This window comes from Comamonas testosteroni, from assembly GCF_000761245.1.
Classification (GTDB): domain Bacteria; phylum Pseudomonadota; class Gammaproteobacteria; order Burkholderiales; family Burkholderiaceae_C; genus Comamonas; species Comamonas testosteroni_C.
In genome coordinates, this window is sequence record NZ_AWOR01000051.1 from 36,719 (window position 1) to 60,387 (window position 23,669).

A 23,669-nucleotide genomic window follows, 5' to 3' on the forward strand; every position below is an offset into this window, starting at 1 on the left:
GGAGCAGTTAGTGTAGTCAATCTACCAGTGGTATGCGGTGATGGCCATACGTGACTACCGATCTTAAAATGCTACAGATCTTTGGCAAGCCAGCGGTTAACTCGCATCCTAAGAGCGAACGATACAGCCGTGACTGAATGAAGCGCGACACCGTATGTACAACGCAGTTCTGAAGAAGGCGGTGTCCTGTCCCATCCTCAAGTTAATGGATGAGGAAACATGCAATGTGATGCTCGGTAGCGATATCCACCTCGGTGAGTCCGCGCATCGTTGAACCCAGTGTCGGCCCCCTAAGTGATGATTGCAATCATCTGGGCCGAAATTCTTCCGGGCAATTTGTAGTTCGCTCAAGCTGATGTTCTACACGCGGAGGCCTCTGTTGCTTGAGGCCTCTGCGGTAGATCGGCACAAAGATGCAGGAAAGAGTTGCATCCACGATGCATGCGTCTCTGATGGAGATCAGCCTGCAAATGATTGGAGGCGAGCATCTCGCTCAGCTGGCGATTCATTACGCATTTCGTTGATCACTTGCGCGCGGGTTTTGCTCGATCCTGTCTCGGGAGTTCCACGTGGGAAATTGCTTTCACCGTAAGAAAGGCGGCCTTGCTTCATGGCGGCTTCAGTCTCGGCCTTGACTTGAGCTCGGGTTTTCTGGCTTACAAAGTGCTCTGGATGCACGATCACGCCTTGTTCATTGTTGGCTGGATGCTCATAGCCTGCGGACGCAATTCCAGGAAGAGCCAGTGTGATAACAGCAGCAACGCTTGCGAGTACAGAGGAAATGGAGATGCGGTTTTGAGACATGGTTGGCTCCTAAGAAAGTTGATGAACACATCTCCTGGGCCTTGATCAAGGTGAGGAGAAGATGGGTTGATCTTAGGAAGCAGAGCCCAACAAAAACAGGACTGTCCGGTGACATTGTTGTCAGCTTTTTCGCGGCAGTTCTTATCCCAAATCTGTACACCAAAAGCCCAAAGCGAATAGTGAAGACCAACCTAGTTGGTGTACACAGCGTGCTCCAGTGCTTGTGCAGGCAGATACTTGACATTCACATCATGTGAAGGATGTAACTTTAGCCACAAGCTTTCGAGGAGTACGTAATGGCTATTTTTCGCATCAATGACATGAAATGTGGTGCCTGTGCCGCGCGGATTCAGCGCTCCATTTTGGCGATAGATGATGCCGCAAAGATCGGAGTGAGTCCTCGAGATATACAGTGCAAGTCTCCGGCGATCTGAGCGACGCCGACTACATGTTGGCTATCCAGGCCGCTGGATGGGTATTCCGGTTGAATTGATCAGCTGTGCCGGTTACGGCTAACCAGGCTGCTGGTTGTGACCGGCTGTGTTCGGCCAGAAGCTGACTTTCATGACTTTTTATCGAGTGACAGCTTCCTGCCTCAAAGGAGGCGTTGCTCAATCTCAGCCACGATGAGCCATGCCGATTTGGCCATTGCCATCAACAATTTCTCAGCAGCCACAAATGTCGTGGGGTAACTCTGCTGCATATAATTCCTGAACTATGATCCGCCGTCTGGCCATGTTCTTCGTGATGCTGAGCGTCTTCTGGCAAGCCCTTGCTGTGGCTGGCCAGATGCCTGTTTTTGCGTCTCATGAAGCACTTGAGCATGCGGCGATGCATCTTCAAGAGGAAGGTCACCATCACAATGACGATGGTGCAGTTGAGCTTGATGAATCCTCTGATTCCAAACTGCACATGATGGCCAATGGGATGCCATCTGCAGCGGTTGAAGCTTCCACCTTGAGCGTTCCTGCGCCCGACTGGGGAAGTTCTCCACCCAGTGCAGCCCTCTACTCCATACTCCCACACCCCATCCTGGAAGGTCTTCGACGGCCTCCCAGACTCACAGCCTAGCTCTCTTTAGGTCGGCTTCATCCGTCTGAAGCCATCCCTTCGTTCGTGCATGTCATATCTGTCGCAGTACCTCGCGACGGTATTGCTATGTACCCAGAGCATTTAGAGGCTTTGTGAACCCCAAAATTAAATGGAGGCTCTGCATTCTTGCAGGGCTGACGTTGGCGTGCACGTCGTACGCACATCCAATGGAAAGCGTTGCTGCGCCAAAATCGAGCAGCAACATTCAAAAAACAACCTTGGCGACTGCCGTTGAAGGGGCCTGGAACCGCGCCGTTGCGTCTGCTGAGGCGGCAGGCATTTCTCGGCAGGCCACCGCAGCAAAGAAAGCGTCAAGCGCTCTTTGGGCTGCACCTCCCTCGGTGGAGTTAAGCCACCGCAATGACCGCCTGCAACGCAACAATGGCGCTCGTGAGACTGAGGTAGCTTTGGCGGTGCCGCTCTGGCTTCCTGGCCAGAAAAGCGCCAAGCAACAAGCCGCAGATTCGTTGTCATCTCTCTCTCAGTTATCTGAAGCCGAGGGAAAACTGCGTGTTGCAGAGGTCGTCCGTGAGTTGCATTGGCAGATTGCCGAGTTGCAGGCCAGCCAATCTTTGTCAAAGCAGCAGACCAGCACTTTTGCGGCCATCGCATCAGACGTGGATAAACGTGTCAAAGCCGGTGATCTGGCAAGAGCAGATGCCTTGGCAGCCAAGGGGGAGCTTTTAAGCGCACAAGCAACTCAGTCACAGGCTGAAACCCAGCTTGAAGCAGCAAAGCGCCAGTGGACAGCCCTGACAGGATTGGCCCAAACACCTGACGCTACGTTTGCGAGTGCTGAAAGCCCATCGCCTCGCCAGTTGGCTGAGCATCCCGAACTGTTGCGTGCAGAACAACAAGTAGACCTGGCACGTAAGCGTTTGGATTTGGTTGCCAAATCGAATCGCAGTGCTCCAGAGCTGATCACCAAGTTCAGGCAAGACATTCCAGGCCATGGTCAGGGTTCCGCCTACAGCCTGGGCCTTGCTGTGCGTATTCCGTTCGGCACAGACGATAGAAATGCACCCTTGCAAGCTGCCGCCTTGACCGAACTGGACATAGCTCAGCGCAAGGAACAGGTGCTTCGTGCTCAGTTGTCTGCTCGCATGGAAAGCGCCAAGGCTGCAGCAGCGGCAAGTCAGTTGCAGTTGCAGACCGAGCGTGAAAAAGCCGCGTTGCTTAACGAACGAGCCAAGCTGATTCGTGCCGCCTTCAATGCAGGCGAGACATCGCTCCCAGAGCTTCTGCGCGCAGCCAGTGCCGCAGCTCAAGCCGACTACAGCGCTGCTCGGCAGGAGGCTGCATTTGGCCTCGCACGTGCACGTCTTCAACAAGCCTACGGACAACTGCCATGAATTCTCCGTTTTCAACTCCTTGCGCCGTGAAGCGCTTGCTCTTACTGGGTGGCTTCGCCCTTACTACAGGGATCGCCTTGGCATCCCCTGGTGCACACGGTCCCAATGGAGAGCATTTGGATGCTGCCCCCACGGCAGGAGCCACTTCTTCTGCACCCAGGTTCGAGGCTAAGTCCGAAGACTACGAGCTGGTTGGTCGTCTGCAGGGGGGCGAGTTTTCGATGTTCATTAATCGATTTGCTACGAATGAGCCCGTGGATCAAGCCAAGGTGGAAGTCGAGCTGGGTCAACTGAAAGCCGCTGCGCCTTATCACTCGGACCAGGGTGACTATGCAGTGGCTGACGAGAAGTTCTTGGCAGAGCTCGGCAAGAAAGGGTCACACGCGCTGGTGATCACGATTCTGGACGGCAAAGAGTCTGACCTGCTGGACGGCACTTTGGAAGTCGGGGCGACCCAAGCTGCAGCTGAGGCCACCCATGCTCATGGAGATGAAAACGCTTTGCTGTTTGGCGCATTGGCAATTGCCGCATTGGCCGCAGTGGGTGGATTGGGATGGCTCTTGGGCCGCGGCTCTAACAGCAAGGTAGCAAAGGGAGGCGCCCAATGAAACGCATCGTCATCATGTCTGCGGTCTTGGCCGTCACCATGGCTCAAGCCTCTCCGGGCGCTCATGGCCCCAACGGAGAGCATCTGGATACGGCCTCGGCCACTCCATCGGCAGCAGGTTTGAGTCGCCTGCCTGATGGCAGCGTCAATGTGCCCATGCTGTCCCAGCGTCGATTGGCAATTCGCACGGAAATTGCCCTGATGTCCGAAGCAAGCGCAACCACCGAGCTGCCCGCCAAAGTCATTGCGGACCCCAATGCAAGCGGCCTGGTTCAGACGGTTGTGGGCGGAAAGATCGAGGCCGGAGCCCAAGGCTTGCCGTTCGCTGGCAAGACTGTACGTAAGGGGGAGGTCCTGGCGGTCGTAGCCCATCACGCAGAGCCACTTGCCTTGTCGGGACAGCGTGCCCAGTTGGCCGAACTCAGAGGTGCCCGAGAAATCGCACAAAAGCGTGTGGAGCGGCTTAAAGGGCTTGAAGGCACTGTCCCGCGCAAAGAGATTGAAGCAGCTCAGACAGAACTTGCAAGCCTGAGGGCACGTGAAAGCGCAATCGGTGGCGGTCTTGCAGCCAAGGAAAACGTTGTCGCACCGGTTTCGGGTGTCATCGCCAGCGCCAATGTGGTGCTCGGCCAGGTTGTCGAATCCAAGGATGTCTTGTTTGAGATCACCGATCCAGCCAAGGTCATGGTGGAGGCCACAACGGCCGATCCTGCTCTAGCAGCCAACATCAGTGCAGCAACGATCAAAGCGACGCCGGGAGTCCGTTTGGAGCTCATTGGTGCTGGTCGAAGCTTGCGCGACGGTGTGTTGCCATTGACATTCAAGGCGGTTGCGTCCGATGGCACTCAACAGCTACCGATTGCTATTGGCCAACCTGTCACCGTGATTGCCAACTCCAAGCAAAGTGTCAAAGGCTTTGTTCTTCCCGCACAGGCGATTACTCGCAACCCTGCCAATGAGCCTGTCGTCTGGATCAAGTCAGGTGCAGAGCGCTATATCCCGCAACCCGTGCAGTACCAAGCGCTGGATGCGAACCGGATCGTCGTCACCAAGGGGCTTGGCGATGAAAACCGGGTCGTGGTTCAAGGTGCGGCGCTGATCGCACAAATCCGCTGAACTGTGAGGTGACACATGTTCAACTGGATTGTTCGTAACAGCCTGCATAACCGGCTGTTTGTGCTGGCGTTCGCTGCGATATTGATGGTCTACGGAATCATCACGGCGGTCAAAACGCCTGTTGACGTCTTCCCGGACCTCAACAAACCTCTGATCACTGTTTTGACCGAAGCCGGGGGCATGGCCCCCGAAGAAGTCGAGCAGTTGGTGACTTTCCCCATTGAAACAGCATTGAATGGCATGCCGGGGGTCACTCGCGTGCGCTCCATGTCCGGGGTCGGTTTGTCGATTCTCTATGCCGAGTTTGACTGGGGAACTGACATCTACCGCAATCGCCAGTTGGTGGCGGAGCGGCTTGCGCTCGTACGCGAGCGACTTCCCGCTGATGTGGTGCCGGTGATGGGCCCTGTGTCCTCCATCATGGGTGAGGTCATGCTGCTGGCCCTGCCCTTGAATGTGAGCGAAAAAGGCGCATCTGCCGCAACACCCATGCAGGCACGGGAGTATGCAGACTTTGTGCTGCGTCCCCGCTTGTTGGCGGTCCAAGGGGTTTCGCAAGTCATTCCCATCGGGGGTGAAGTACGTCAATTGCGTGTCGAGCCTGACACCGCCAGGATGGCTCAGTTCGGCGTCACCCTTTCTCAGCTGGAAACGGCTCTCAAGGGGTTTGCTGGCAACGCAGGCGGCGGTTTCATAGACCTCAATAGCAGGGAATATCTGATCCGCCACATTGGGCGTACCAACAAGGTCGAAGACCTGCAGTCAGCGGCGGTGGCATGGCGAGATGGCCGTTCGATCCGCCTGGAGCAAGTTGCCAATGTCCGGTTTGCTCCGGCCATGAAGCGCGGTGACGGTGGTTACAACGGCTCTCCTGCGGTCATCGTCAGCGTTCAGAAGCAGCCTGAGGCCGATACCGTTCGCGTGACGCGTGACATCGAGCAAGCGCTTCGAGAACTCAGCAAGGGCCGTCCTGAAGGCATCAACGAACCCAGAGCCCTGTTCCGACAGGCGGATTTCATTGAAGCCTCCATTGGCAACGTGACAGAGGCACTGCGTGATGGAGCCATCATGGTCGCCATCGTTCTGTTTGCCTTCTTGCTTTCAGCCAGAACCACTCTGATCTCACTAGTCGCGATCCCGCTGTCGCTGGCTGCCACGGCGCTGGTATTTCACTGGCTGGGCCAATCCATCAATGTGATGACCTTGGGTGGACTTGCCATTGCCATTGGTGAATTGGTTGACGATGCGGTGGTGGATGTAGAAAACATTCTGCGCAGACTCAAGCAAAACCGGGAGCTGGAGCACCCGGCGCCGACGCTTGAGGTTGTCCGCAAAGCCAGTGTGGAGGTTCGCTCCGGCATCGTCTATGCCACAGCCATCGTGGTGCTGGTGTTCGTGCCCCTGTTTGCTCTGCCAGGCGTCGAAGGCCGCTTGTTCTCGCCGCTGGGCATCGCCTACATCATCTCCATTCTGGCTTCCATGCTGGTGTCGATGACGGTGACGCCGGTACTGTGTTCCTACCTCTTGCCGAGAATGAAGCGCATTGATCACGGCGACAGCCCCATCGTCAGACGCCTCAAGCAATGGGATGAAAAGCTGCTGGCTTGGTCTTTCACAAGAAGCAAGGCACTGATGGCTGCGGCCTTGGCTGCAGTAGTGATTGCACTGGCCAGCGTTCCCTTCTTCCCGAGAGCGTTCCTGCCAGCCTTCAATGAAGGCTCTCTGGTTCTGGGCATGGTGTTCAATCCGGGGACGTCCTTGGCAGAAGCCAATCGAATGGGCTCCTTGGCTGAGACCTTGATCATGGAAGTGCCCGAGGTCACCCAGGTTGGGCGCAGAACAGGTCGCGCAGAGCTGGATGAGCACGCAGAAGGGGTTCACTCTGCAGAGATCGACGTTGATCTGAAGCGCAGCGAGCGTGATCGTGAAGCCGTGATGGCCGATATTCGTGCAAAGCTGTCTGTGCTTCCCGCACAAGTCGCGGTGGGCCAGCCGATTTCTCATCGGCTGGATCACTTGCTATCTGGTGTCCGCGCTCAGATCGCCCTGAAAATTTCCGGTGACGATACCGACACGCTGCGTGGTTTGGCCGAGCAGATGCGCCAAAGCCTTTCGAGCATCCCTGGCCTGGTTGACCTGACCGTCGAGAAGCAAGTGCTGATTCCTCAGATTACTGTGCGTCTTGACCATCAGAAAGCCGCCCAGGTGGGGTTGGCTCCCGGTGAGGCTATTCGTGTGCTGCAAGCGCTGACGGATGGTGCTCATGGTGCACAGATCGTGGATGGCACTCGTCGCTACGAGCTGGTGTTGCGTTTGCCCGATGAAGGTCGCAGCCCGCAAGACCTGGCTAGAACCCTGATCGACACGCCGGCTGGCAGGATTCCTGTCTCAGCGATTGCGACGGTCTCCGAGACGGATGGACCCAACCAGATTGGCCGGGAAAACGGTCGTCGTCGCATCGTGGTCTATGCCAATACGGATGGATCAGACATGAGTCGTATCGTGCGTGACATCCGCGCAGCGATAGATCGCACCCAGCTGCCGACAGGCAACTCCATCTCTCTGGAGGGGCAGTTCCAGGCTCAGGAGCAGGCTGCGCAGAAGATTGCGTGGCTATCGCTGATGTCTCTGGCTTTGGTGTTCCTGGTGCTTTACACACGCTACCGCTCCACGACGCTGGCCTTGATCATCATGGCCAATATCCCGTTGGCTCTGGTGGGCAGTGTGCTTGCAATGTGGCTTTCGGGAATCACGCTCTCCGTGGCCTCCATGGTGGGCTTCATTACCTTGACAGGCATTGCAGTTCGCAACGGCATCCTCAAGGTGAGCCACTACATCAACCTCTGCAAGTTTGAAGGGGAGCAGTTCGGCCAGTCCATGGTTGTCCGCGGCTCACTGGAGCGCCTGACACCTGTGCTGATGACTGCGCTGGTAGCTGCGTTTGCCCTGACGCCTTTGCTGCTGTCGTCAGATGCCGCAGGCAAGGAAATCTTGCACCCTGTCGCGGTGGTCATCTTCGGTGGTTTGGTGAGCTCCACGCTCCTAGATACGTTGTTGACTCCACTGATGTACCTGGCATTTGGCCGAAAGGCCACCGAAAAGCTTCTGGCTTCAAATCCAGAAGCCGAAGGCACGCCTGAGCAGCAAGAAGCGTTTTAAAGCAATTACGGGCTTTGAGGCGCAGCCCTTGATGCGCCTCGCTTTAGCTAGGAATAGTTATGAAAAAACTGCTGTCTGCAGCTGTCCTCGGCCTTTCTCTGATCAGCATGAACGCCATGGCTCATGGCACTGCCAAGCCTCAGCACGGCGGCATTGTCCAATCGGCCAGCGATCTGTCCTTTGAACTGGTTCCACAAGCCAATGGTGCGGCCATCTACGTAATTGATCACGACGATCCTGCTGACGTGAGCAAGATGGGCGGAAAACTGACCGTGCTCAACGGTGCGGAAAAGTCTGAAGCCGACATCAAGCCTGCCGGTGGCAACAAACTTGAAGCAATGGGCATCAAGGTTGCCAAGGGCAGCAAAGTTGTTGCAGCAATCACCGGCGTTGAAGGCCAAACTGTCACCGTGCGTTTTTCGGTGAAGTAATACCCAGCTCGACAAGGCATAGGTAAGACGAGGTAGTTATGAATGTTTTGGCAAACCGTGGAGTTGTGGCCGCACTCAGCGCAGCAGTTCTGTTTGGTGCAGGTACACCAGCAGTCAAGATGCTGCTGGAGCATGCCAGTCCCTGGTTGATGGCAGGCATTCTCTACCTCGGCTCTGGCATCGGCTTGCTGATCTACAGGCTGGTTACGCAAGCTCCTGCCGTAGCCCTGAAACGTAATGAGATGGGCTGGCTTGCCGGAGCCGTTGTAGCAGGCGGCATGATGGGGCCGCTGCTTTTGATGACAGGCTTGTCTGGGATGGCTGCGACCGACGCATCTTTGCTGCTCAACGCCGAGGGCGTACTGACAGCCGTTCTCGCGTGGTTTGTGTTCAAAGAAAACTTTGATCGCCGTATCGCCTTGGGTATGGTGGCGATCGTCGCTGGTGCAATCGTGCTCAGCTGGCCGAGCCAAACAGGCACTGCCAGCCTCTGGCCCACGTTTGCAGTGCTCGGTGCTTGTCTGTCCTGGGCCATTGACAACAATCTGACCCGTAAGGTGTCGATTGCCGATGCATCCTTCATTGCCATGATGAAGGGCCTGGCTGCCGGCGCTACCAATTTGCTGTTGGCTCTGGCGACTGGCGCAGTCTGGCCGTTACCAGGAGTCGTGGCCTTGGGTACGGTGATTGGCTTCCTGAGCTATGGCACGAGTCTGGTCTTGTTCGTGATCGCCTTGCGCTACTTGGGAACAGCCCGCACAGGCGCGTATTTCTCCATCGCGCCATTTTTTGGAGCCGTGCTGGCCATCGCTTTTTTGGGAGAGCCTGCATCGCCTCGACTGCTCGTTGCTGGCGTTCTGATGGGTATCGGGGTCTGGCTACACCTTACTGAAACCCATCAGCACGAGCACACCCATGAGTTGCTGGAACATAGTCATGAGCACGAACATGATGAGCATCATCAGCATGTCCATGAGGATGGGTCGATGCCAACGGGTAAGCACGCGCATTTACACACTCATGAGCCTATGACGCACACCCATGAGCATTTCCCGGACATTCATCACCAGCACGACCATAAACATTGACTATTGCTGCTGGTTCTCTTGAATTCGCTTTGGGGGAGCATATGCGTTCAGATACATGTTGTATTGGCCGGTTGAATCCAAGGTCATCTACTTTAAATGCACCGATTTCTGCTTCGGGTCGATTGCTGGCAGTGGTCAGTACAAGTAGACCAGTCATCTCGTATCGGAATGATGGTCAGTGAAGACCAGCGCTCGCAGCTGGATACACTCCAGAATTATTGGCGTTAGCCGCAGCCGAGCTGGCTAACGCTGAGAAGCCGCAGACGAAATGCTGCGGCTCAAGTTCAGCAAAGACATCTTGCTGCGGATAGTGTCTTCTTTCTTTCAAGAAAAACCTGTTTTCTGATCTGCTGAGGAATTCGGCTGCGGAGTGGGGAATTTCAAAGTGAAGCGAGTTCGTCCATCGGCTGAAGTGGCGGTAATGGCGCCGCCATGGGCTTCAGCAATCGCTCGGGTGATCGCCAAACCCAATCCGCTACCGTCTGAGTCCGGATGAGCCCTGGAAGGGTCAGCTCGGTAGAATCGGTCAAATAACCTGGGCAGGACTTTGGGATCAATGTCCTGTCCTGTATTTTCCACAGTGACAAGTGTCCAAGAAGCTGCGGTCTCAATGTCGATGGTGACCATGCCTGCTTGCGGCGTGTAGCGCAAAGCATTAGATAGCAAATTACTCACAGCACGATGAAACATCAGCCGATCACCATCAATGAGTCCATCGCCTTTTAATTTCAAATGAATTTGCTTTTCTTCCGCGACAGCCTCGTAGAACTCCAGCAATGCATATGCTTCTTGTTTTGCGAAGAACTGCTCCTTACGCGGCAAGCTCACGCCCCGTTCGGTTTTGGCCAGGAACAGCATATCTGACACCATGCGAGCCAAACGCTGAAACTCTTCGGCATTCGAGGCAAGAATGTCTCTGTATGTCGCGGCATCACGCTTGGACGCCAGCACAACCTGAGTCTGGGTCAACAGGTTGCTGATGGGTGTACGTAGTTCATGGGCCAAGTCAGACGCGAAATCTGTCAGTCGCTGAAAATCATCCTGCAACCGATCCAGCATGCGATTGAGCTCATGCGCCAGATCGGCCATTTCAACGGGCACAGCCTCGACCGGCATGCGTTCACTCATCTTCTGCCCGGTCACAACTGCCGCCCGTGATTTCATCTCTCGCAGCGGTGCCAGCCCTTGTCGAGCGGCGAGCCAAGACAGAAGCGAGCACAGCAAAATTGCGGCAATCACATAAATGGCGAAGCTTGCTCGAATTCCGTCGAGAAATTGAATGTGATGCTTTGTGTCTGCAGCGATCAGTACCTTTAATGGTGACGGTGCGTAGGCCGGTAGCGTCTCAAAGCTCAAGGTGTGGAATTCTGCATCTGCGTGCCGCCACACCCCAAACGATCCTTCCTTGTCGATAAAACCCGAGTTGCGATCCGGCACTGCAAAGCCGGATGCGGGCGATTGAAATACGGTTTCTCCTTGGGCATCCTTCACCTGGACTTGAAGATCCTCGTGATAGTTCAGTGCCTCATTTAAACGCCAACGAGCATCATCGACCGACTTGGTGTTCTGGAGAATTTTCTCAATCAAATGGCGCTTGTCCTGAAGCGTCATTCGGTCCAGTTCCACGAAATGCTTTTCTGTAACAACTAGGAACAAACCACCTAAGCCAAGCACTACGGCTGCCGCAACAGACGTGAAGAAAAGGGCCAAACGACTAGTTAAAGAGAGCTTTCCCTTGCGATTGAGACGCTGCACCTATTCCTCCTCAGGAACGTCAAGCACGTAGCCCATTCCCCGTACGGTCTGGATCAGTTTGATCGAGTGGCCTTCATCAATTTTGGCTCGCAGACGGCGCATGGCCACCTCGATGACATTGGTATCACTATCGAAGTTCATGTCCCATACCTGTGATGCGATCAATGAACGTGGCAGCACCTCCCCATGTCGGCGCATCAACAACTCCAGGAGTCCGAACTCTTTGGCAGTGAGATCAACACGTTTGCCACTGCGAGATACGCGGCGACGCAGCAGGTCTAGCTCAAGATCTGCAACAGTCAGAGTAGTGCCTTCGTTGGCCGGATGTCCGCGTCTAAGAATGATGCGAACTCTGGCAAGTAGCTCCGCAAACGAAAACGGCTTCACCAGGTAATCATCTGCACCGAGCTCTAGCCCTTTGACGCGATCTTCGACATGGTCCCGTGCAGTAAGGAACAGAACCGGCATATGTAGTCCCCGATCACGCAGAGCTTGGAGGACCTGCCAACCATTGAGACCCGGCAGCATGACGTCCAAGATCACCAATGAGTATTCTCCTTGCAGAGCCATATGCAAGCCATCTGAACCATTTGGAACCAGATCAGCAATGTAGCCAGCTTCGGTCAATCCTTGGCGCAGGTACTCACCTGTTTTAGGCTCATCCTCGACAATCAAAACCCTCATGTAATCGCTCCGCTGCAGTAGATGCTCAAGAGTGTGCCTAGTTTGACGCCCTCTGACATGAAGATAAGAAAAATGTAATGCTCCTGAAATCCTGGCGATAGAAAGACTTAACACTGCCTAGTTGCTCCCTCCTGGTCAGTCATCAAGCGTGGCGAGCAGAGTGAACCTCCTGGCTGCAACGAAGGCATTTCTTGATAGACGCCTCCAGTCGCAGTGAACATGACGCGAGCATTACATGAATGTAATGAGCGAGTCACTCCACCGAAATTCAGCGCGCCCTAGCATACTGAACATATCGAGCGCTCTTTGCTTCAAGCAAGCGTCGCCGAAAACGATTTTGTTGAAAGCTCTGGAGGATTTCACCTTATGCCGCGTCATTCGCCATTTTTTGTCACTCCCACTCAAGGGTTCTCTCGTCGGCGCTTCGTTCAGGGACTGGCCGCAGGAGGCGTGCTGGCGGGCCTGTCAACGCAGTCGCTCATGGCATTCGCGCAGCAGAGCTCAACAGTCCGTGGGGCCGCGCCGGTGCTGAAGGGTAACGAGTTCGATCTGGTGATCGCCGAGTCCGCAGTGAACTTTACGGGCAAGCCTGGCATGGCGACAACGATCAATGGATCGCTTCCTGCACCAACCCTGCGCTGGCGAGAGGGTGAGACGGTGACGATTCGCGTCACGAACAAGCTTCGCGAGGCCACTTCTATTCATTGGCACGGCATTATCTTGCCCTACCAGATGGATGGAGTTCCAGGCATCAGCTTTGCGGGCATTCCTCCTGGAGAGACGTTTACCTACCGCTTCAAGGTTCAGCAAAGCGGTTCCTACTGGTATCACTCACATTCAGGCATGCAGGAACTCACCGGCATGTATGGAGCGATCATCATTGATCCCGCAGGACCTGAGACTATCCGTGCAGATCGTGACCATGTCGTGCTCTTCTCTGACTGGACTGACGAAGACCCCATGCGCGTTTTCGCAAAGCTCAAGGTTCAGGGCGACTACTACAACTACAACCAGCCCACGGTCTTTGATTTCTTCCGTGATGCATCGCGTGATGGCGTGTCAGCGGCATTAGACAAGCGCAAGATGTGGAACGAGATGCGCATGAATCCAACGGATTTAGCCGATCTCTCTTCTGCGACCCTGACCTACCTCGCAAATGGCGTCACACCTGCCGGCAATTGGACTGCTCTTTTCCGCCCAGGCGAGCGTGTCCGACTGCGCATGGTCAATGGCGCGGGCAATACTTTCTATGACGTACGTATTCCGGGTCTGAAGCTCACGGTGGTGCATGTTGACGGCGTCGACGTAGAGCCTGTGACTGTCGATGAATTCCGATTCGGCCCTGGCGAAACCATAGACGTGATTGTCGAGCCACGTGATGACGCCTATACGATCTTTGCTCAGTCGATGGACCGAACAGGCTACGCACGCGCTACGTTAGCAGTGCGCGAAGGTCTGCAAGCTCCTGTCCCCGCACTCGATCCCGTCGAATGGCTGGGTATGAGCGACATGATGGGCGCCATGAGCCATGGCACTTCCGGAGCCGACATGGACATGACCGGCATGTCTGGGATGACCGGCATGTCTGGGATGACCGGCATGACTGGCATGTCTGGGATGACGGGTATGGCTGGTATGTCGGGGGCAATGGCCGGCATGGATCATGGTGCGATGGGCGGCATGAATCACGGTGGTATGGCGATGGACCATAGTCAGCATGCCATGTCTGCGGGGGGCTTGGCAGTGCCCAGCACCACCGCACGCCATGCTCGCACTGAATATGGCGCGAGAACAGATATGCGAGTCGATATGGCCCGCACCAATCTCGACGATCCCGGTATCGGTCTGCGCAATAACGGCAGGCGGGTGCTGACCTTGGCAGATCTGCATACACCTTCAGGTCCGATGGACTCGCGCGGTCCTGGGCGAGAAGTGGAGTTGCACCTGACGGGCAATATGGAGCGTTATTCCTGGTCTCTTGATGGATTGGAGTTCGGGCAATCAACGCCTGTTCACTTCCGTCACGGTGAGCGTTTACGGGTCATCCTGCACAACGACACCATGATGACTCACCCTATGCACTTGCATGGGATGTGGAGTGAACTGGAGAGCCCTGATGGTCGATTCCTGGCCCGTCGACACACCTTGCCAGTACAGCCTGCACAACGCATCAGCTTCTTGGTGACAGCAGATGCTCTGGGGCGCTGGGCATGGCATTGCCACCTGATGTTCCACATGGATGCAGGCATGTTCCGCGAAGTCGTAGTGTCTTGAACAAACCTCACAAGGAAGATCAAAAATGTCCAAAGCACTCCCAATTCGTGCATTGTCCACTGCGCTCCTCGCTCTGGTGAGCATTGCGGCCCAGGCACAAAGCGACCATTCATCGCATGGCCAAGCGGATATGCAAATGGAAGCACCGGCAAGCCCTGCCACAACTACAGCTGATCCACATGCAGGTCATGGTGCTATGACTGGCAGCGCTGCAAGCGGCCCTGCGATGGATCACGGCAGCATGCAGATGCAAGGGGGATCCGCACCTCCAGATGCTCGCGACCCTCATGGGTATTCCAATGGGTTGACCTTAGGATCGGGCGATTACGCGGTGCCTGGCGTCCCGCGCTTGATGCTTGCGGACGAACATACCTTTGCCTCGCTGCGTGGTGAGACCCTGGAGCGCCGTTTTTCACGCAGGGGTGATGATTCAACGGCCTATGACTTGCAGGCATGGTATGGAACCACATTCAACAAAGCTGTATTGAAGGCAGAAGGCGATGTATCCAAAGGAAAGATCGAAGAGTCGCGCACAGAGTTACTTTGGAGCCGCGCGGCAACAACCTATTGGGATACACAGCTTGGTCTGCGCTTAGACAACGGAGTGGGGCCTAGCCGTCAATGGCTGGCATTTGGCGTGCAGGGACTCGCCCCTTATTGGTTCGAGGTTGAGGCTACGGCTTATGTCGGCAGTGGCGGCAGAACAGCGCTTCGCCTAAATGCAAGCTACGAACTATTGTTGACTCAGCGCCTGATCCTTGAGCCTAGGGCTGAAATGCAGTTTTACGGCAAGGATGATCCAGAGCGCCATATCGGCAAGGGCCTAGCTGAAGCATCTGCTGGCCTGCGACTGCGCTACGAGTTCAGCCGTCAGTTCGCACCCTATATCGGTGTCGAACGTGCAGGCAGTTTCGGGCGTACTGCAGATCTCGTTCGCGCAGACGGCGGCCGTGCTCAGCAAACACGTTGGGTGGCCGGTGTCCGCTTCTGGTTCTAGCCAGACCAATGTGCACTTCCTAGTTGGCGTGTTCTCGGGGGCGCCAACCCAATAGAGCTAGATTCGACATCGATTTTCAAACCACCATCACACTTAGATAGGAGTCCTTATGAACCGCTCAAACCTGGTCGCTAAGTTCATCGCACCAATCGCCGCAACTCTGTTCGCTTCTGCAGCATTTGCCCATCCTTCGCTAGTCTCCTCGTCACCTGCGGATAAGTCGCAGGTTGCTGCACCTGCAACGATTGAGCTGAAGTTCTCGGAAACGCTGGTTCCTCAGTTCTCGGCTGCGAACTTGATCATGACGGGTATGCCCGGAATGCCGAGTCACGGTGCAATGAAGGTCAGCGCAAGCGTCTCTGGCGCTAGCGATGGCAAAACCATGATCATTACTCCTGCGCAAGCACTTCAACCCGGTGCCTATCGCGTGGATTGGCGTGCAGTGTCGTCAGACACACACCCTATCAATGGCAACGTCACATTCCAGGTGAAGTAAGCAAATGGCCGAGGATTGGTTCACCATCGTATTGCGCCTTGCGCTTTATCTGGACATGGCAGCGGCCTTTGGCGTCGCCATTTTTGGCGTTTATGCCCTTGGCCGTGACGAGCGATCCTTGGCAATTGCGCGCAGCTATCGAATATGTGTCGGTGCATTTGCTGCATTCGGAATTGGGCTGTCCGTGGTCAGCATGACAGTCCTTGCCAAGGCGATGTCTGGTGCGCAAACATATGCCGAGTTATCAACACATGTTTTCGAGATGCTCATCACCGGCACCCACATGGGCCTTGCTTGGTGCATTCGTATTCTTGCGTTGGTGCTTTGCATCTTGATCGCATTGGTGAACTTCAATCCAACGTTGCGCTTTGTTGCCATGTCCGTATCTAGCGGTGTGGCACTGGCGACCCTGGCTTGGACTGGTCATGGTGCGATGGACGATGGAATGCGCGGATACATTCACCTGGCTTCGGACATCTCGCACCTCTGGGCTGCAGGGGCATGGGTCGGTGCGTTACTCGCCTTTTTGATGTTGGCCGTAACGGGTGCGAGTAAGGCATCAAACACAGTAGCAATATTGAGCCGTACATCAAATGGCTTCGCCCAGATCGGGACGCTGATCGTGGTCGTTCTGGGGATCAGTGGTGTACTCAACTACGTATTGATCGCAGGGCCTTCGCTTGATCCGCTTGTTTCGACACTTTATGGTCAGTTGCTGTTAGGCAAGCTAATGCTGGTTCTCGGAATGCTTGCTTTGGCTGCGGCAAATCGGTTCAGGCTAAGTCCAAGTCTGGAGGCATCGTTGACCTCTGGAAATCATGCACAAGCAGTCGCCAAGCTACGCCAGAGTCTGTTCATGGAAGCAACACTGGCAGTTCTGGTTTTGGCGAGTGTGGCTTGGCTAGGGATTCTTTCGCCAAAAGGAATTTGAACCTTTAGATCACCCACCGACAGCTGACACGGGGACTGCACAAGGCAGAACTGCACACGCAGAGGAAGGGTACATCGCTTCGGAGGATTCATGCTTGGATGATCTCCGTGTCATGTAGTCATGGCAAAGGCCACCTCAACCCCAGAATCATTTCGTGGATTGAGATGGCCACAAACACCGTACTCAAGTTGCGGTACCTCAGAAGAGGTGGACAGAGTTATTTCTCAAGCAGATTCTGGCTTGACATTCACATGGTGTAAGAGCCAAGAATCGATCCAACATCGCGAAGGGCCATCTGCATGCAACATCATCAGCATCGATCTTCTTCAGAATCAGTTGAGTTGGAAAACACCAAAACTGACGCCGAGCCTCTGCTGGATCCTGTTTGTGGCATGACTGTCTCTCTACAGTCGCCCCATCGGATAGTTCACGAAGGACGGATCTATCGCTTCTGCAGTGACGGTTGCCAGCAAAAATTTGCTCATGGCCCCGCGCAATTCATATCGAGTAACGAGCAGACTGATCACGCAGGAGGGGGCACAGTCTATGTATGCCCAATGCATCCTGAAGTCCATCAAGATCATCCCGGGCGCTGCCCCAAGTGCCAAATGAATTTGGTGCCTGAGGCCCAGTTGCTCAGCTCGCACGAACATGCTCATGTGGCTGCAAGTCATTCAGATCAGAAATCGTTTGATGACTCGGGCGTGGTTCCGGCCGGAACGATCTATACCTGCCCGATGCATCCGGAGGTCCGGCAAGATCATCCTGGAAACTGCCCCAAGTGTGGAATGACTCTTGAGCCACTGATCCCGGTTGGAGAAGAGGACAACAGTGAGTTGCAAGACTTCCAACGGCGATTCTGGTGGACGCTGCCACTCACGCTGATTGTTACCACTCTGGCCATGTTCGGACACAAGTTCGGCTGGTTCACTATGCAGACCCAAACGTGGGTCGAGTTGGCACTTTCCCTGCCCGTGGTGCTATGGACGGGCTGGCCCTTTTTTGTTCGAGGCTGGCAGTCAATCATCCACCGCAGTCCGAACATGTGGACGTTGATCAGCTTGGGATCGGGAGCCGCCTTTGTCTACAGCCTCGTAGCGACGCTGGCGCCAGGCGTGTTTCCCGACTCGTTCGTATCTATGGGTCGTGTAGCGGTTTATTACGAGGCAGCGGTAGTCATCATTTCTTTGACGATGTTGGGGCAGATCATCGAACTGAAGGCTCGTTCTCAGACCTCGGCCGCTATCAAATCATTGCTTAGCCTAGCTCCTAAGACGGCAAGGCGTATCAATTCAGATGGGAGTGAGGAAGATGTTCCCCTCAGCCACGTGCATGTCGGAGACCTGCTGCGCGTACGTCCAGGCGAGAAAGTACCCGTGGATGGAATTGTCACGGAAGGTCAAAGCGCCGTTGATGAATCGATGCTCACGGGCGAGCCAATACCTGTGACAAAGCGCGTTGACGACAAACTGATCGGCGCCACACTCAATACGAGTGGAGCTCTGGTCATGAGGTCAGAAAAGGTGGGGGCTGCCACCATGCTTTCCCAGATCGTTCAGATGGTTGCATCGGCCCAACGGTCGAAGGCACCGATGCAGCGAATGGCCGACGTAGTGGCTGGAAAGTTCGTTCTGGTTGTCGTGCTAGTCGCTGTAGTGACCTTCTTCGTCTGGGGAATTTTTGGCCCAGAGCCCAGTTGGGTTTTTGGGTTGATTAATGCCGTCGCGGTACTCATCATCGCCTGCCCATGTGCGCTAGGCTTGGCCACACCCATGTCAGTAATGGTGGCCACGGGGCGCGCTGCAGAGCAAGGCGTTTTGTTCCGTGACGCAGGCGCCATCGAAAAAATGCGCGAAGTGGATACGATCATCGTAGATAAAACGGGCACCCTTACAGAAGGTCGGCCTGCGTTCGATAAAGCGATTCCTGCTCCAGATTTCACCGCTGACGAAGTTTTGAGGCTTGCCGCTAGCTTGGATCAGGGTAGCGAGCATCCGCTTGCGGACGCCATCGTCCGAGCTGCACGTGAACAAGGCTTGCAACTCGCTAAACCTGTGGACTTCGATTCCGCCAGCGGTATTGGTGTACGTGGAACCGTTGAGGGGCGGCGCTTGGCATTAGGCAACACCACACTGATGGCTCAAGAAGGCGTTTCTGTATCTTCCTTGCAAGCGGACGGAGAACGCCTGCGAGGAGAGGGTGCAAGCATCATGCATTTAGCGGCTGATGGGAAGTTCGCAGGCATCCTGGCAGTAACAGACCCTATCAAAGCTAGCACTTTGGATGCCATTCAAACACTTCATGCAAGCAGCTTGCGAATTGTCATGGCAACGGGAGATGGTCTGACCACAGCCAAGGCTGTTGGTGCCAAGCTTGGAATTGATGAAGTCCATGGCGAAGTCAAGCCCGCCGACAAGCTAGCTCTCGTGGAGCGATTGCAAAGTGAAGGCCATGTGGTTGCCATGGCTGGTGACGGGATCAACGATGCGCCAGCCTTGGCAAAAGCTGATGTAGGTGTAGCCATGGGAACAGGGACTGACGTAGCAATGAACAGCGGTCAGATCACGCTGGTCAAGGGTGATTTGCGTGGCATTGCCCAGTCTCGTGAAATCTCAACTGACACAGTGCGCAATATGCGACAGAACTTGCTGTTTGCCTTTATCTACAACGGAATTGGTGTGCCAATTGCAGCGGGAGTTCTGTATCCGTTCACAGGGTGGCTTCTGTCGCCAATGATCGCGGCACTTGCTATGAGCCTGAGTTCGGCGTCTGTGATCTTCAATGCACTGCGTTTAAGAAGGTAGCGGTTACATTGGTGATTTTCAGTTTACTTACGCGGCCGTTCCGCTCAATGCCTCGGGGTCATTCATCGGGTGAATACAAGCACTGAGCTTGATGGTGCCGGACTGCGCTCAAAACGTTTGAGCGTGCCTGAGCAAGAGGCTGGGAATTAACTACTGTAGCGGGACAGTCCAGTCGGTTTCCATACCGGAAACCGAATGATTGTCAGTTGTTCTTTCTAAGGCAAGCCAGAATGGAATGCAGGCAGATGTTAGCCAGTCCGGTCAAACGAGCGAAGTTTATGCGTGCGCTTGATGAATCTCCAGTCGTTGATGATTTATTGAACGTCAAAACTTTTTCTGCACTCACCGCATATCAGCTTAATGCCCGGTTTTCCCCAGACGGATATCGAATCTTTGCAGCCGGTGCAACTGTATTTCACTCGGTTCGACTTGTTCGCAGGTGCAGTTAGTCCCCCCTCTTCATCGGTAGCGGTCGCGAAAGCTTGGCCGGCGGGCTTCAAAGCTTCTGCCAATGCGGGCATGCTGACCATCGGCGGCTTGCTGCCCTCAATTCCTTGAATGTGGTTGGCCATGCTGGCTTGGCCTGCAAGTACGTGATCTACCGAAGGGAAACGATCGTACCAGCTGAGCTGAAACTTTGCCGTCAGCAGCTCCTGGCAAGCAGTCAGAAACCTGCCGCCTGCGACCGCGTAGTCCGCCATGCAATCACCGGTTCGCGCGCCACCGGGTTGCCCGGTGGAAGAGGGCATGAGCCCAATGCTTTCCATCTTTCGTGCCCATTCCTCGTTGTGGTACCGGCCTCGGCCTGGCTTGCCAAAGTGGTGCTGCCACAAGTGCGTCATTTCATGAACTTGGGTCTGGAGTGTTTCGATGATTGGTACCACAGCAAAGTAGGTCGGATTCATCGCAATCTCGTCGGTCGTTGAGCCGTCCACTGAGGCAAAGCGGGCAGCCGAGAAATATCCGAAAGTCCGCTTTTCCCGCTGCAGCGTAATCAAGCAGCTTGGAAGTTGCCCCTCAAACAGCCGCTCGTTGAAATGGTCGTAGGCCATCTGCAGCTCGTTGTAGGTTTCCTGCGTAGGTGCCAAGCGGGGTGAGGGCGTGGGCACAAGGTCAAGCTGGTTTGGCTGCTGGGTCATATTTGTATTGTGCAATACAAATCATCATTCACAAACATCCCGTCTGATGCGACAATGCATCAAACTTGATGTTAAAGGAGTTGCCATGAGATCGACCTTTACGATCGACGACGAAGTCGTGAACCGTGCCCGCGCTGTTGCAGCGCCCGGTATTGCTGTGCCTGAACTGGTACGCCTGGCGCTTGAAACCTTCACTCGCGTCGAGGCAGGCAAGCGCTTGGCTGCCCTGGGCGGAAGCGCGCCAGACATGCCTGATGTGCCACGCCGTGGCAGCGCGGCAGATGCAGAAGGCTCTCGCTGATGCCGGTGTCCGTTCTAGTCGATACATCGGTGTGGGTGAGGCATTTTCGGGAGGCAGACATTCACCTGCAGGAGCTCCTGGTGCAAGACAGCGTGCTGATGCATCCCATGGTGCATGCAGAGTTGGCCTGTGGCACGCCGCCAGCGCCGCGTGCCGATACGCTCGCAGCCCTGGCCATGCTGCGGCCGAGCCAGGAAGCTTCAATTCCCGAGACTTTGGCCTTCCTTGAGAAGAACAAGCTATTCGGTAAGGGCTGCGGCTTGGTAGATCTATCGCTGCTGGCCTCGACGCTAATCACACCAGGCGCTTTGCTATGGACTGCAGATCGACGCCTTGCTGAGTTGGCCGCTCAGCTTGGCGTGGCCTATGCCATACCAACACATTGAGAGTCGGGGAAGCCCTTCTTGGACTCTCGGATAAGCAGAGACCGCCATGCACTGCCTCCTGAACTTGCGCGGACAACGGCTAGACCTGCAGTGCTGCTCCTCAATCCGCAGCACTGATTAAGCGCTGCCAACATCCAGGTGCAAATCTGCATCAAGGCTTTTATACTGTATGCCCATACAGGTAAAAGCCATGAATGCCGCAACCCACTCCATCACACACGATCCCGGTGACTTTGACCGCTGGCATCTGCCGTCGCACCTTGCGCAGGCGGTTTGGCGCGGCACAGAGGTAGCACGCTCGACCGGGAGAGCTTTCCCTACTGGTTTTACGGAGCTCAATGCCGCGTTGCCCGGTGGGGGTTGGCCAACTCATGGCTTGAGCGAGTTGCTGCTGCCCCAGGCCGCGCTGTGTGAATGGCGGTTGCTCGGGCCAGCCTTGCCTGAGTTGCTGGCGGACAAGGGTAGTCGGGTCTATCTGGTTGCTCCTCCGAAGACTCCACTCGCAATGGGCCTTGCTCAGCTCGGCCTTGCCCCAGAGCAACTTGTCTGGATTGATGCCAAGGGGCCGGCTGAACGGCTGTGGGCCGCAGAGCAACTCATTAAATCTGAGCCAGACGGTGCTGTGATTGCTTGGCTTCCTCAAGCAAGGCAGGACCAGATTCGCCGTCTGCAGGTTCACGCGCATGCATGCGATGCACCAGTGTTCTTGATTCGTCCCGAGTCAGCCCTACGGGACGCCTCGCCGGCACCACTGCGGCTCTCTGTATCTCTCGGCCAGGGCTGGGACATTGATGTGCAGATCCGCAAACGCCGGGGTGGTGCTGCCGTCGAAGTAATGCACCTGAGTGCTGTTCCGGGCAATCTGAATTCCATCATTCCGCCTCGTATGCGCAACCTTGGCATTCCAGTGCCAAGCATTCCACAGGAGGTGCACCATGCATTGGGCAGCTCTCATACCCATATCGCTTCCAAGCTCCGCATCGCCCATTGATCTACAGTCGCTGGCGGTCTGGGCTTTGCAGTTCACGCCGCGCGTGGCCATGGTCGAAGAGGGCGTACTGCTGGAGGTCGAGGCAAGTATGCGGCTATTCGGCGGCACAGCGGCGTTGCATTCGCTGGTGGAGGCTGGGGCGCAAGAACTCGGAGCCAGCGTTGCATGGGCACCGACAGGCCTGGCAGCACTTGCGTTGGCACGACAAGGTATGAGCGATGGGTTCCACGAGCCGTTGGTGCGCCTGCTTGATCGTCTGTTGCTGGAGCGAATTACCGCAGTGGCCAAGCATCAGCCGACCTTGGCGAGGGTTGGATGCAGAACCCTTGGCCAAGTGCGTGCGCTGCCGCGCGGCGGCATCGTGCGTCGCTTCGACAAAGAGCTTCTTGAAGCAATGGACCGCGCATATGGCCTGCGGCCAGAGGCTTACGCCTGGGCGACAGTGCCTGAGACCTTTCGAGCGCGACTGGAGCTCATGTGTCGCGTGGATCTGGCACCTGCCATGCTTTTCGGAGCGCGGCGGCTGCTTCTGCAGATGGCGGGCTGGCTCAAAGCTCGTCAGCTGGGGGCTACTGCGTTCACATTGCGGTGGTGTCATGACGACATGCGTGCTCGCGATGCCGGTACCGGAGGCGAACTGACCATCCGTACAGCGGAGCCAACACAGAACGTCGAGCACTTCGCTCGGCTGCTCGGCGAGCATCTGGCCAAGGTCGAGCTGCTCGCACCCGCTGGTGAGCTGGAGATCCTGGCTACCGAGGTGCAGCCCATTGTTGAGGAAAGCCGCTCGCTGATCCCAGAGGTTGCAAATAGAGCTCAATCCACCAAGTTGGCCCTAGAGCGAATCCAGGCACGGCTGGGCGATGGCGCGGTGCGTCTGCCACAGCTGACGGCCGATCACCGTCTCGAATGTATGCAGGAGTGGGGCTCGACCGAAGCTCGCCTTGCTTCCAAGTCCGACCTTGTGCACGAGCTGCCGCTTCCCAGCTGGGTGCTGGACAAGCCCATACGCCTGATAGAGCGCGCCAATCGCCCGATCTATCAAGGGTCCTTGCAGCTGCTGCTTGGTCCTGATCGAGTCGAGGGTGGCTGGTGGCATCGTGGCCATGAAGAGGGAAATGGCGAAGAAATCCCACTGAACGTGCAGCGTGACTACTGGGTTGCCCGCAGCGAGCATGCAGGTCTGCTCTGGATCTTCCAGGCACGCCTCGCCGGCGACCAAACCGCCTGGTTCCTGCACGGGCACTACGCCTGAGAGAGTG

21 protein-coding genes are annotated in these 23,669 nt (G+C 55.8%); 17 read left to right on the forward strand and 4 right to left on the reverse strand.

Features of this window, described 5'->3' with window-relative positions:
* Positions 1–459: 459 nt before the first annotated feature.
* Positions 460–804, reverse strand: coding sequence for a DUF4148 domain-containing protein (locus P353_RS28180; RefSeq protein ID WP_080750554.1), 345 nt, complete (start codon positions 802–804; stop codon positions 460–462).
* A 320-nt stretch (positions 805–1,124) separates the two neighbouring features.
* Between P353_RS28180 and P353_RS29950 the strand changes: the two genes are divergently transcribed.
* The 8 genes from P353_RS29950 to P353_RS15360 all read left to right on the forward strand — a co-directional run bounded on the left by P353_RS29950 (position 1,125) and on the right by P353_RS15360 (position 9,649).
* Positions 1,125–1,238: a hypothetical protein gene (locus tag P353_RS29950; RefSeq protein WP_232776551.1), complete on the forward strand. Its 114-nt coding sequence runs from the start codon at positions 1,125–1,127 to the stop codon at positions 1,236–1,238.
* Positions 1,239–1,521: 283 nt separating this feature from the next.
* A complete protein-coding gene (locus tag P353_RS29245; RefSeq protein ID WP_157839603.1) occupies positions 1,522–1,875 on the forward strand; it encodes a hypothetical protein in 354 nt (117 codons plus the stop codon).
* 188 nt (positions 1,876–2,063) lie between these two features.
* Positions 2,064–3,248, forward strand: coding sequence for a TolC family protein (locus tag P353_RS28195; protein WP_080750555.1), 1,185 nt, complete (start codon positions 2,064–2,066; stop codon positions 3,246–3,248).
* 116 nt (positions 3,249–3,364) lie between these two features.
* Positions 3,365–3,856, forward strand: a complete 492-nt coding sequence (locus P353_RS15340; protein WP_034371214.1) for a hypothetical protein — start codon at positions 3,365–3,367, stop codon at positions 3,854–3,856.
* The gene (locus P353_RS15345; protein WP_034371144.1) at positions 3,853–4,971 is read left to right on the forward strand and encodes an efflux RND transporter periplasmic adaptor subunit; all 1,119 of its coding nucleotides are present in this window, start codon (positions 3,853–3,855) and stop codon (positions 4,969–4,971) included. Before P353_RS15340 ends, P353_RS15345 begins: the two co-directional genes overlap by 4 nt.
* Positions 4,972–4,986: 15 nt before the next feature.
* Positions 4,987–8,130, forward strand: coding sequence for an efflux RND transporter permease subunit (locus tag P353_RS15350; RefSeq protein ID WP_034371147.1), 3,144 nt, complete (start codon positions 4,987–4,989; stop codon positions 8,128–8,130).
* A gap of 59 nt (positions 8,131–8,189) precedes the next feature.
* Positions 8,190–8,561, forward strand: a complete 372-nt coding sequence (locus P353_RS15355) for a hypothetical protein (protein ID WP_034371149.1) — start codon at positions 8,190–8,192, stop codon at positions 8,559–8,561.
* A 38-nt stretch (positions 8,562–8,599) separates the two neighbouring features.
* Entirely contained in the window at positions 8,600–9,649 is a 1,050-nt protein-coding gene (locus P353_RS15360; RefSeq protein WP_034371152.1) for a DMT family transporter, read from the forward strand.
* Between the two features lie 324 nt (positions 9,650–9,973).
* Here P353_RS15360 and P353_RS15365 read toward each other — a convergent pair whose 3' ends face one another.
* Together P353_RS15365 and P353_RS15370 are read right to left on the reverse strand one after the other, a co-directional pair.
* Positions 9,974–11,404 (reverse strand): heavy metal sensor histidine kinase, encoded by a 1,431-nt coding sequence (locus P353_RS15365; protein ID WP_034371155.1) that lies wholly within the window; start codon positions 11,402–11,404, stop codon positions 9,974–9,976.
* Positions 11,405–12,088 (reverse strand): heavy metal response regulator transcription factor, encoded by a 684-nt coding sequence (locus tag P353_RS15370; protein WP_034371158.1) that lies wholly within the window; start codon positions 12,086–12,088, stop codon positions 11,405–11,407.
* A gap of 366 nt (positions 12,089–12,454) precedes the next feature.
* On the opposite strand from P353_RS15370, the gene P353_RS15375 reads away from it, so the two are divergent.
* The 5 genes from P353_RS15375 (at position 12,455) to P353_RS15400 (ending at position 19,590) form a co-directional block, all read left to right on the forward strand.
* Positions 12,455–14,362 (forward strand): copper resistance system multicopper oxidase, encoded by a 1,908-nt coding sequence (locus P353_RS15375; RefSeq protein ID WP_034371161.1) that lies wholly within the window; start codon positions 12,455–12,457, stop codon positions 14,360–14,362.
* 25 nt (positions 14,363–14,387) lie between these two features.
* Complete coding sequence (locus P353_RS15380; RefSeq protein WP_198529078.1) at positions 14,388–15,359, forward strand: copper resistance protein B; 972 nt, start codon at positions 14,388–14,390, stop codon at positions 15,357–15,359.
* Positions 15,360–15,468: 109 nt separating this feature from the next.
* Positions 15,469–15,855, forward strand: coding sequence for a copper homeostasis periplasmic binding protein CopC (gene copC, locus P353_RS15385; RefSeq protein WP_034371164.1), 387 nt, complete (start codon positions 15,469–15,471; stop codon positions 15,853–15,855).
* A gap of 4 nt (positions 15,856–15,859) precedes the next feature.
* A complete protein-coding gene (gene copD / locus P353_RS15390; RefSeq protein ID WP_034371167.1) occupies positions 15,860–16,786 on the forward strand; it encodes a copper homeostasis membrane protein CopD in 927 nt (308 codons plus the stop codon).
* Between the two features lie 299 nt (positions 16,787–17,085).
* Positions 17,086–19,590: a heavy metal translocating P-type ATPase gene (locus tag P353_RS15400; RefSeq protein WP_080750556.1), complete on the forward strand. Its 2,505-nt coding sequence runs from the start codon at positions 17,086–17,088 to the stop codon at positions 19,588–19,590.
* 314 nt (positions 19,591–19,904) lie between these two features.
* Here the strand turns inward: P353_RS15400 and P353_RS15405 are convergent, their stop codons facing one another.
* Positions 19,905–20,729 carry a SprT-like domain-containing protein gene (locus P353_RS15405; protein ID WP_034371176.1) on the reverse strand — a complete coding sequence of 275 codons (825 nt, stop codon included), beginning with the start codon at positions 20,727–20,729 and terminating at the stop codon, positions 19,905–19,907.
* Positions 20,730–20,814: 85 nt separating this feature from the next.
* Between P353_RS15405 and P353_RS15410 the strand changes: the two genes are divergently transcribed.
* The 4 genes from P353_RS15410 (at position 20,815) to P353_RS15430 (ending at position 23,662) form a co-directional block, all read left to right on the forward strand.
* Positions 20,815–21,030 (forward strand): DUF2191 domain-containing protein, encoded by a 216-nt coding sequence (locus P353_RS15410; protein WP_034371179.1) that lies wholly within the window; start codon positions 20,815–20,817, stop codon positions 21,028–21,030.
* Positions 21,030–21,416 (forward strand): type II toxin-antitoxin system VapC family toxin, encoded by a 387-nt coding sequence (locus P353_RS15415; RefSeq protein WP_080750557.1) that lies wholly within the window; start codon positions 21,030–21,032, stop codon positions 21,414–21,416. The genes P353_RS15410 and P353_RS15415 overlap by 1 nt, the downstream gene beginning before the upstream one ends.
* 190 nt (positions 21,417–21,606) lie before the next feature.
* Positions 21,607–22,407 (forward strand): translesion DNA synthesis-associated protein ImuA, encoded by an 801-nt coding sequence (gene imuA / locus P353_RS28205; protein WP_232776543.1) that lies wholly within the window; start codon positions 21,607–21,609, stop codon positions 22,405–22,407.
* A complete protein-coding gene (locus P353_RS15430; protein ID WP_034371186.1) occupies positions 22,352–23,662 on the forward strand; it encodes a Y-family DNA polymerase in 1,311 nt (436 codons plus the stop codon). Before imuA ends, P353_RS15430 begins: the two co-directional genes overlap by 56 nt.
* The last annotated feature ends 7 nt before the right edge of the window (positions 23,663–23,669 follow it).

Coding starts and splice junctions, on each gene's coding strand:
- P353_RS28180 (WP_080750554.1), bottom strand. CDS start 804: ATGTCTCAAAACCGCATCTCCATTTCCTCTGTACTCGCAAGCGTTGCT.
- P353_RS29950 (WP_232776551.1), top strand. CDS start 1,125: ATGAAATGTGGTGCCTGTGCCGCGCGGATTCAGCGCTCCATTTTGGCG.
- P353_RS29245 (WP_157839603.1), top strand. CDS start 1,522: ATGATCCGCCGTCTGGCCATGTTCTTCGTGATGCTGAGCGTCTTCTGG.
- P353_RS28195 (WP_080750555.1), top strand. CDS start 2,064: ATGGAAAGCGTTGCTGCGCCAAAATCGAGCAGCAACATTCAAAAAACA.
- P353_RS15345 (WP_034371144.1), top strand. CDS start 3,853: ATGAAACGCATCGTCATCATGTCTGCGGTCTTGGCCGTCACCATGGCT.
- P353_RS15350 (WP_034371147.1), top strand. CDS start 4,987: ATGTTCAACTGGATTGTTCGTAACAGCCTGCATAACCGGCTGTTTGTG.
- P353_RS15355 (WP_034371149.1), top strand. CDS start 8,190: ATGAAAAAACTGCTGTCTGCAGCTGTCCTCGGCCTTTCTCTGATCAGC.
- P353_RS15360 (WP_034371152.1), top strand. CDS start 8,600: ATGAATGTTTTGGCAAACCGTGGAGTTGTGGCCGCACTCAGCGCAGCA.
- P353_RS15370 (WP_034371158.1), bottom strand. CDS start 12,088: ATGAGGGTTTTGATTGTCGAGGATGAGCCTAAAACAGGTGAGTACCTG.
- P353_RS15375 (WP_034371161.1), top strand. CDS start 12,455: ATGCCGCGTCATTCGCCATTTTTTGTCACTCCCACTCAAGGGTTCTCT.
- P353_RS15380 (WP_198529078.1), top strand. CDS start 14,388: ATGTCCAAAGCACTCCCAATTCGTGCATTGTCCACTGCGCTCCTCGCT.
- copC (WP_034371164.1), top strand. CDS start 15,469: ATGAACCGCTCAAACCTGGTCGCTAAGTTCATCGCACCAATCGCCGCA.
- copD (WP_034371167.1), top strand. CDS start 15,860: ATGGCCGAGGATTGGTTCACCATCGTATTGCGCCTTGCGCTTTATCTG.
- P353_RS15400 (WP_080750556.1), top strand. CDS start 17,086: ATGCAACATCATCAGCATCGATCTTCTTCAGAATCAGTTGAGTTGGAA.
- P353_RS15405 (WP_034371176.1), bottom strand. CDS start 20,729: ATGACCCAGCAGCCAAACCAGCTTGACCTTGTGCCCACGCCCTCACCC.
- P353_RS15410 (WP_034371179.1), top strand. CDS start 20,815: ATGAGATCGACCTTTACGATCGACGACGAAGTCGTGAACCGTGCCCGC.
- P353_RS15415 (WP_080750557.1), top strand. CDS start 21,030: ATGCCGGTGTCCGTTCTAGTCGATACATCGGTGTGGGTGAGGCATTTT.
- imuA (WP_232776543.1), top strand. CDS start 21,607: ATGAATGCCGCAACCCACTCCATCACACACGATCCCGGTGACTTTGAC.
- P353_RS15430 (WP_034371186.1), top strand. CDS start 22,352: ATGCATTGGGCAGCTCTCATACCCATATCGCTTCCAAGCTCCGCATCG.